This is a genomic window from Arthrobacter sp. ISL-95, assembly GCF_018613695.1.
Lineage (GTDB): Bacteria > Actinomycetota > Actinomycetes > Actinomycetales > Micrococcaceae > Arthrobacter.
This window is the reverse complement of sequence record NZ_JAGGPR010000002.1, coordinates 258,786-268,180: the sequence shown is the minus strand read 5'-3', so window position 1 is coordinate 268,180 and position 9,395 is coordinate 258,786. Positions and strand designations below refer to the sequence as shown.

Sequence of the window (9,395 nt, the reverse complement as noted above, 5' to 3'; positions counted from 1 at the left end):
TGAGTGTTGCAACGACCGCTAGAACCCAAGCGTTTGGTGCGGGGCCGACGTCGTTATTGGGTACTTAGGCCACGTTGTTCTCGTAATCCGTGTCCTTGGTTTCGCGTGTCAGCCAGAGCGCCACGAAGGTGACCACGGCGGCCGCCGCCATGTAGGCACCCACCAGCCAGGTGCTGCCGTTGGCTGCAGACCACAGCGCAATGGCCACAAACGAAGCAGGTGCTGCGCCGATCATCGAGGACAGGTTGTACGCAACGGCTGAACCGGTGTAACGGACGTTGGCCGGGAACAGCTCGGGAAGGATGGCCGCCATTGGCCCGAAGGTGAGCCCCATGAGCGTGAAGCCCACAATGAGGCCAACCATGGCCGCTGCCTGGCCAGGACCGAACATGGTGAACCAGAGCGCCCCGAACACGAAGATACCGGCAGTGACGCCCAGCAGGAACTTTCGGCGGCCCCACTTCTCAGCGAGTGGTCCGGAGACCACGGTGAAGATGCCGAAGAAGATGACGCCGATGATCAGCATCCAGAGGAAGTCGGACCGCGTGATCCCCAAGCCGGGGACAAACGCCGCGACCTGATCAGCCGTCATGGGCTTGCCGGCCTTTTCAGCGGCCGCTTGGGCCCCGGCCAACGTTGGCTTGGTGCCGTAGGACAGGGTGAACGTGGTCATGATGTAGAAGAGCACGTACGTGGCAAACATAATGAACGTACCCGCCACAACGGGGCGCCAGTGGCTCTTGAGGGTGGCTGCAAGCGGCATCTTTTGCACCTTGTCCTGCTCGATCACCTTGGTGAAGGACACGCTCTCCACCAGCTTCAAACGAACATAGAGGCCCACGATCACCAATACGGCGCTGAGGATGAACGGAACCCTCCATCCCCACGCCAGGAACTCTTCGGCGCTCAGGGATACGTTCATCCAGATAAAGATGACGTTGGCGATGATGAAGCCAATGGGAGCACCCAGCTGCGGGAACGTTCCGTAGATGGCGCGCTTGCCCTCGGGGGCGTTCTCCGTGGCGAGCAACGCAGCGCCGGACCATTCTCCACCCAGGGCCAGGCCCTGGAAGAAGCGAAGGACCACCAGCATGATCGGGGCCAGAACCGCCCACCCCGCCATGGAGGCCGTCGGCAGCAGGCCAATGAGGAAGGTTGCAATACCCATGGTCAGCAGCGATGCAACCAGGGTGCCCTTGCGGCCGATCTTGTCACCGAAGTGACCGAAGACCACGGCGCCGATGGGCCGCGCGAAGAAGGCAACACCGAAGATGGCGAAAGCACTGAGCAGCGCATTGATGTCAGTGGCGTCCGGGAAGAAGAGCTTCGGAAAGACGAGTACCGACGCGGTGGCATAGGCGTAAAAGTCGTAGAACTCGATCGTCGTGCCGATCAGGCTCGCGAAGATCACCTTGCCCCGCGAGTTCACTGGCTTAGTGGACTCGCCTTCCTTGGATGGTGCGGTGGAAGACATGTATTTGCAGCTTTCTTTCACGCCGGCCGAAGCCCCCAAGAGCCTATCCGGCGAAGGATTATTCGAGAGTTCAATAATAGTTCCCGCTGTCCATTGACTGGACAACCAAGTCCAACATGCGGACACAGAGGAAAATCTCACCCTGTGGTCCGCGCCACATTACCTCACCGCGGCCTCACGCGCCGGTGACCCCGCCGATAGGGAAATGTCACAGGGCGTTTACAAACGGCGACCGTCCACGAAATGCGCCAAACCTACCTTGGAAGAACAACGTCCCCACCAAGGAGGCACTCCGTGACAGTTGACCGCACCGCAGATGCACTGGCTCCCGCCCAGTCCCCTGCCACCGCCACTTCCACCCTTGAACACCGCCCCGGCCGATGGATCGCCAACTGGGATGCCGAAGACAAGGGCCAATGGGAGTTCGAAGGCCGGTCCATTGCCAAGCGCAATCTCAATTGGTCCATATTCGCCGAATTCCTCGGCTTCGTCGTCTGGCAGTTGTGGTCCATCGTGGTGGTCCAGCTCCCCGCGGCCGGCTTCCAGTTCGACACCAACCAGATCTTCTGGCTCATCTCCATCCCCAGCCTCGTAGGTGCCACGCTCCGCATTCCCTACACCTTCATGGTTCCCAAGTTCGGTGGCAGGAACTGGACCATCGTTTCCGCCCTGCTCCTGCTGATCCCCACCACAGGGTTGGCGCTCTGTGTCTCCAATCCGGAGACGCCCTTCGGAGTCATGCTCCTCGTCGCCGCACTCGCAGGCTTCGGTGGCGGCAACTTCGCCAGCTCGATGGCCAACATCACCTTCTTCTACCCCGCCCGCGAAAAGGGTTGGGCGCTGGGGCTGAACGCAGCCGGTGGAAACCTCGGTGCCGCCGTCGCGCAGCTTGTAGTCCCCATCGCCATCACCCTGCTGGCCGCCGGAACCGTCAACCTGCCGATGGCAGGCATCATCTGGATCCCGCTGATCATCATCGCCGCCTTCGGCGCCTACAAGTACATGAACAACCTCACCAGCGCCAAGGGTGACGTGGCCGGCTCCCTGGCCGCCCTCAAGGAACCTCACCTGTGGATCATGGCGTTCCTCTACATTGGAACGTTCGGCTCGTTCATCGGCTTCGCAGGCGTCTTCCCCAAGCTGATCAAGGACTACTTCCCGGACTTCTCCTCCATCCACGTCGGAGCTGCGGCGCTTTCCCTGGCCTTCCTCGGCCCGCTGATCGGCTCCTTGGCCCGCCCCTACGGCGGACGCATGGCCGACCGCATGGGTGGTGCCCGCATGACCATCGCATCGTTCGCCTCCATGGCCGTCATCACCCTGACCATGGTCTGGACCCTGCCCCTGAAGAACTTCTGGCTCTTCCTCACCTTGTTCCTGTTGCTCTTCCTGGCCAGCGGCTTCGGAAACGGTGCAACGTACCGCATGATCCCGGTCATCTTCGCCACCTCCAGCCGGGCCGCCCGTTCAGGTGCCGCGGGCACCACCACTGCAAAGCTGGCTTCTTCCTCGCTGGGCTTGATCTCCGCAATCGGTGCCTACGGCGGCTTCGTCATCCCGCAGGTCCTGAACGCTTCCAACACGGCCAGCGGCTCCTACACCCCGGCGTTCTACGGATTCGTTGGAGCCTATGTCCTCATGCTCACTGTCTGCTGGGTGGTCTACATCCGACCCGCACAGAAGCGCAACACGATCGGACACATCTAGATGCCCAACGGCGCCGATACCCACTGCCCGTACTGCGCGCTCCAGTGCGCCATGACGTTGACCCCGGCTGCATCTGAGGCCGGGGGAACAGCGGCAGCGCCGGCACCCAGCGCAGAACCGGCCAAGCCTGCCATGACCCTGGAAGTATCCGGGCGCGACTTCCCCACCAACCGGGGCGGGCTGTGCCGCAAAGGCTGGACATCGGCGTCGTTGTTGCATCACAACGGGCGCGTCACCGAACCCATGCTCAAGGGTTCGGACGGCGTGCACCAACCCATCTCCTGGGACCAGGCGCTCATGCTGATCACCTCAGCGGTGAAGGAAACCCAGCAGCATTACGGAAACGACGCCGTAGGGGTGTTCGGTGGCGGCGGTCTCACCAATGAGAAGGCGTACCTGTTGGGCAAGTTCGCACGACTGGCACTGCGCACGTCCCGGATCGATTACAACGGCCGGTTCTGCATGTCTTCGGCTGCAGCTGCCGGCAACCGGGCCTTCGGGGTGGACCGTGGCCTCCCCTTCCCCGTCACGGACCTGGACACAGCGTCCGTGATCCTCATGCTTGGTTCCAACGTTGCCGAAACCATGCCGCCGTTCGTCCAGCACCTGCAGGGCGCGCGCGACGCCGGCGGGCTGATTGTGGTGGACCCCCGCCGCTCGGCTACTGCTGCGTTCACGTCCGACGGCGGCGGCCTCCACCTGCAGCCGACGCCCGGCACCGATTTGGCGCTCCTTTTGGGCATCAGCCATGTGGTGGTCCACGAAGGACTGGCCGACGCTGAGTACATTGCCGCCAACACCAGCGGTTACGCGGCAGTGGTGCGCAGCCTGTCTTCGTTCTGGCCCGAGCGTGTCCAGTCCATCACGGGCGTCCCGGCCAACCTCATCCGGGAGACCGCCCGCCGCTTGGCCCAAGGTGCCCGCAACGGCGGCAGCTACATCCTCAGCGGCCGGGGTGTGGAGCAGCACGTTGACGGCACGGACACCGCCACCGCGGCCATCAACCTCAGCCTCCTCCTGGGCCTGCCCGGCTCCGCCCGCAGCGGCTACGGCACACTCACGGGCCAGGGAAACGGCCAGGGCGGCCGCGAGCACGGACAGAAAGCCGATCAGCTCCCGGGCTACCGCAAAATCACCGATCCCGCCGCCCGCGCCCACGTCGCCGGGGTGTGGGGTATCGACGAGTCACTGATCCCCGGACCCGGCCTCCCCGCCGTCGAACTTCTTAAGTCTCTGGGACAGCCCGACGGCGTCCGCTGCCTCTTCGTGCACGGCGCCAATGTGGTGGTGTCGGCGCCCGATACCAACGCAGTGGTCCAAGGACTCCGCAGCCTGGACTTCCTGGTGGTGTGCGACTTCTTCATGTCCGAGACCGCTGCCGAAGCGGACCTGGTTTTGCCCGTGACGCAATGGGCCGAGGAAGAAGGTACGCTCACCAACCTTGAGGGCCGCGTGATCCGTCGCCGCCGTGCCCTGACCCCTCCCCCGGGTGTCCGCAGCGAGCTGTGGCTCATGGCCAGGCTTGCCGAGATGCTTGAGGCGCCTTCAACGTTCAGCGACCATCCCGAGACCGTGTTTGAAGAGCTGCGGCTGGCATCTGCCGGTGGCTTGGCGGATTACTCCGGCATCGATTACGCCATGCTGGACCGCGGTGAAGCCGCCTACTGGCCCTATCCTGTGGGCAGCACTGGGACGCCGCGTCTGTTTGCCGACGGGTTCGCCCATGCTGACGGCCGGGCCGTCATGGTTCCGGTGACCCCGTCGAAGCGGGCGGTACGTTCATTTGCGGACGGTTCGCTGGCCCTGGCAACGGGCAGGCTTTTGGAGCACTACCAATCCGGTGCCCAAACCCGCCGCGTGAGCGAACTCCTGGCATCGCAGCCGCAGGCCCGACTCCTGATCCACCCGGGCACGGCGGCTACCCGCGGCATTGCCGACGGCGACTACGCCACCGTGACGAATGAGCGGGGCGAAGTGCTCTGCCGTGCCGAGCTCAGCAACTCGGTCCGCCCGGACACGGTCTTCCTGCCCTTCCACTTCCCCGGCCAGGAAAACGCCAACCGCCTTACTGAGGCGGCCACAGATCCCATTTCCGGCATGCCGGAGTTCAAGACCAGCAGGGTGTGGGTCCGGAAGGCAGTGTCCACTCAGGACCTCATACCTGCTGGAACGCGACTGCCACTGCACGTCAAGGAGGCATCATGAGCGAGCGCATTGTTGTTGTTGGATTCGGGCCGGTCGCTGCCCGCCTCGTGGACGAACTGCTGCCCGCCGTCCGCACCGGGCTGGTGCAGTTGCTGGTGGTCGGCCAGGAAACCGAAGCTGCATATAACCGCGTGATGGTAGCCGAGCTGGGCGTCGGCCGCACCACAGCCGAGGCTTTGGCCATGGCGGATGCCGCCGAGTTGGAAGCCAACGGCGTGGACGTTCGGTTGGGCGTCAAAGTCAAAAGGATCGACCGCGCCCGCCAGAACGTGGTGTTGTCCGACGGAACCGCTGAACACTATGACCGGCTGGTGTTCGCCACCGGATCCCGTCCGGTGATTCCGAACCTCACCGGGCTCAACCCGGATCCCTCCGGGCCCGTGCTTCCAGCCGGCGTTACTACCTTGCGTGATCTCAGGGATGCTGCCGTGCTTCACTCCGCGGTGGCGGAAGGCAAGCGCGTGGTGGTACTGGGTGGGGGCGTGCTCGGCTTGGAAACTGCCTTGGCTGCCTCGGAAGAAGGCGCGCGAACCACTGTGGTTCACAATGGGCCGTTCCCCTTGGGACGCAGCATCGACCGGGGCAGCGGCTCTGTCCTCACCAACAGCCTGCGGGCCGGTGGCGTCCGGATGGCGGGCAACGCACGGTCCACCGGCGTGGAGACAGCCGGACCCGGGGGCAGCTTCTCCGCGTTGCTCCTCGACGACGGCTCGGCAATCGACGGCGACCTGCTGGTGTTGTCCTGTGGTGTGCGACCCCGCATCGAATTGGCGGAGGGCTGCGGCCTTCCTACCGGTGCCGGGATCCTTGTGGACCACCACCTTCGGACTTATCACGAGCCCCACATGTTCGCGATCGGCGACTGCGCTGAAGTTCGCTGCCCTGACGCTGCATGCGTCAATTGCCGGAATGCCTCCGGTCCATCCGGTCTGGTGGGTCCGGGCTGGCGGCAGGCCGAATGGTTGGCCGAGTACCTCGTGGTCTTGGCCCGTGATGGACAGGCTGCCGCAGATGCTTTCGAACCACTGCCCAAGGAGAAACCCGGGGTGGTTGTCCTGAAGGCGCGCGGCGTCAACCTGGCTGTGGCGGGCGACAACCAAGCCGATCCCTGGGACGAGGAGTTATTGGAAGCCGGCGCCGCGTCCGGGCGTGCCCGTCGGCAGATCTCCCAGTGGGCCGATCCCGAACACGGCCGCTACGTGAAGATGACCACCCGTGGCGGAGTGCTGGAAGGCCTGGTGGCGGTGGGCATGCCGCGCACTGCAGCTGAGCTGGTGGTGCTCTTCGAACGCTCTGCGGAGCTGCCTGCGGACCGCTCGCTCCTGCTCCGCCTCGATGGCCCGGACCAACTCGATGCCGGGGCCACCAGCAACGATCCCCAGCGGACCGTCTGCCGTTGCGCCGGGGTCAGCGCGGCCAGCATTGAGGACTCCGTCGTTGAGGGCTGCAGTACGGTGGGCGAGGTCTCCAAAGCCACCCGCGCCGGAACAGGCTGCGGAGGATGCCATGAGGACATCAAAGGGATCATCGAGAAACACTTCCAGGCGGCTGCCGCGTAGCTCGCGGTTCGCTGCTCCGGTACGTCCGGATTTCGTGGTCTCGGGGGATCCCTGCCCGGAGTACCGTACGCGCGGCATGATCCGCAGGGAACCATCGAATTGGGGGATCTAGACTGCTCGTGTGAACGTATCCGAGCAAGCGCCAGGTGTCTTTTTCGTCGAGGGACCAGCATCCAACTGGCTGATCGTCCGGGATGATTCGGGATTCATGCTGATCGACGGCGGTTACCCTGCCGACCGTGACCTGGTCCTTGGGTCCATCCGCGAGCTGGGCTTGGAGCCTGCTGAGGCGAAGGCCATGCTCATCTCGCATGGGCATGTGGACCACACTGGATCCGCAGCGTACTTCTCACGAACTTTTGGCACGCCGATCCTGTGCTCCCCCGAGGAACTGGCACATGTCCAAGGCAAGGTGAAACACCAGGTCACGTTGGTCCAGGTTCTGGTTCGTGCATGGCGGCCCAGGGTGTTCCGTTGGATGCTGCATGTCATCAAGGCCAAGGCCCTTCAGGCAGAACCGGCCACTCAAGCGGCGGCTTGGACAGTCGAAACACTTAAGGTCCTGCCGGGTAAGCCGGAAGCCATTCTCCTGCCGGGACACACCCCGGGCAACGTAGCCTTGCTGCTGCCGGCCGCCCAGGCAATTGCCGTGGGTGACACTTTTGTCAGCGGCCATCCGATCAGCACCAGGTCCGGCCCGCAGATGCTGCACAAGATGTACCACTCGGACCCGGCCGCGGCCCTCGTCTCGGCACAATCCCTGGCTTTGGCAAACTCCCTGGCTACTGTGCGCTCCCCCGGTGCTGTCCTGGCCAAGGTGATCCTCCCGGGCCATGGTCCTGCCCTGCACATGCCGTTGGCCGACGCCCTCTCCGCACTCCAGACATAGGGGGCCTAAAGAGCCCGGGCAGCCGAAAGCCCGTTTCGGGGGTTCCCTGCCTGGAATGCCGTGCGAACGGCATGATCCGCAGCGAACCCCCGAAACGGGCGTCGGAGGGGAGTTACATGTGTACGTGGAGGCGCCGCGCGGCCTCCGAGATGGAGCCGGTCAGCGACGGGTACACGGTGAACGCGCTGGCTACGTCATCAACGTGGAGCTTCTGGGTCACTGCCACGGAGATCGGGAAGATGAGCTCGGACGCGTTCGGCCCCACCACCACGCCACCGATCACGGTGCCGGATCCCTTGCGGGCGATGATCTTCACGAATCCATCCTTGGTGTTGCGCATCTTGGCACGGGCGTTGCTGAGCAGCGACAACATCACAACGTCACCCTGATATTTGCCCGAAGCGAGGTCTGCCTCGGAAACGCCCACGGAGGCGATCTCGGGGGAAGTGAAGATGTTGGAAGCTACTTGGTTGAGCTTCAGGGGCTTGACGCCATCACCCATGAAGTGTGCGATCGCGATGCGGCCCTGCATGGCTGCAACGGATGCCAAGGCGAAGACACCCGTGCAGTCGCCGGCAGCGTAGATGTTGGGGGCAGTGGTGCGGGAAACGCCGTCCACTTTTATGTGCCCGGACTCCGTGAGAGTTACTCCGGCTTCTTCAAGGCCGATGCCGGCGGTGTTGGGGATGGAGCCAACACACACGAGGCAGTGCGTACCTGTCACTATCGATCCGTCACCCAAGGTGACCTTCACGCCGTCGTCCGTGCGCTCAACTGCGTTGGCGCGTGACTTGGACAAAACGTTGACGCCGCGGCGCTCGAAGACGCCTTCCAGGAGCTTGGCGGCGTCGGTGTCCTCGCCAGGGAGAACCTGGTCACGGCTGGAGATCAGGGTGACCTTGGAGCCCAAACCGTTGTAGGCGGATGCGAATTCGGCACCGGTAACGCCCGAACCGACAACAATCAGTTCCTCGGGAAGTTCGTCGAGATTGTAGATCTGGGCCCAATTGAGGATGCGTTCGCCGTCGGGCTTTGCCGTGGGGAGTTCGCGCGGGTGCGCACCAACGGCCAGAAGGATGGCGTCGGCGTCAATGGTGCGGGTCCCTTCGAGGGTAAGGACCTCGATGGTGTTGTTGTCCAGCAGCTTGCCGGAACCGATGACGATCTCCACGCCCAGACGCTCGAGGCCTGCACGGATGTCATCAGACTGGCCATGAGCCAGAGTCAGGACACGATCATTGATGTGCTTGAGGTCGGCGCGCGGTTTGGAAGCGGTGCCGTCGCCGTCGAACTTCACTCCGAGTTCGTCCGCCTCACCGACGCGTGTCATGAGATCGGCGGTGGCAATAAGGGTTTTTGAAGGCACGACGTCGGTCAGCACCGCGGAGCCGCCGAGGCCTGCCCGCTCGATGATCGTGACGTGCGCGCCGAGCGAGGCGGCCACCATGGCAGCTTCATATCCGCCGGGACCACCTCCCAGGATCGCGATACGGGGGGCACTGAAGTCAACTTGGGTGGTCACAATCCTCAATTCTCGCTCATTGCCACGCTGGTTGCCACC

At 63.9% G+C, this 9,395-nt stretch carries 6 protein-coding genes; 4 read left to right on the top strand and 2 right to left on the bottom strand.

The features are described from left to right. Positions 1-64: 64 nt before the first annotated feature. Positions 65-1,474, bottom strand: a complete 1,410-nt coding sequence (locus J7I86_RS02295; protein WP_214815157.1) for an MFS transporter — start codon at positions 1,472-1,474, stop codon at positions 65-67. Between the two features lie 294 nt (positions 1,475-1,768). Between J7I86_RS02295 and J7I86_RS02290 the strand changes: the two genes are divergently transcribed. The 4 genes from J7I86_RS02290 (at position 1,769) to J7I86_RS02275 (ending at position 7,834) form a co-directional block, all read left to right on the top strand. Beyond that, positions 1,769-3,181 (top strand): MFS transporter, encoded by a 1,413-nt coding sequence (locus J7I86_RS02290; protein ID WP_214815156.1) that lies wholly within the window; start codon positions 1,769-1,771, stop codon positions 3,179-3,181. Next, on the top strand, positions 3,182-5,386 hold the full coding sequence (locus J7I86_RS02285) for a molybdopterin oxidoreductase family protein (protein WP_214815155.1): 2,205 nt from the start codon (positions 3,182-3,184) through the stop codon (positions 5,384-5,386). Further along, complete coding sequence (locus tag J7I86_RS02280) at positions 5,383-6,945, top strand: FAD-dependent oxidoreductase (protein WP_214815154.1); 1,563 nt, start codon at positions 5,383-5,385, stop codon at positions 6,943-6,945. The genes J7I86_RS02285 and J7I86_RS02280 overlap by 4 nt, the downstream gene beginning before the upstream one ends. A 121-nt stretch (positions 6,946-7,066) precedes the next feature. After that, positions 7,067-7,834, top strand: a complete 768-nt coding sequence (locus J7I86_RS02275; protein WP_214815153.1) for an MBL fold metallo-hydrolase — start codon at positions 7,067-7,069, stop codon at positions 7,832-7,834. Between the two features lie 112 nt (positions 7,835-7,946). Here J7I86_RS02275 and J7I86_RS02270 read toward each other — a convergent pair whose 3' ends face one another. After that, positions 7,947-9,356 (bottom strand): NAD(P)H-quinone dehydrogenase, encoded by a 1,410-nt coding sequence (locus J7I86_RS02270; protein WP_214815152.1) that lies wholly within the window; start codon positions 9,354-9,356, stop codon positions 7,947-7,949. Positions 9,357-9,395 lie beyond the last annotated feature (39 nt).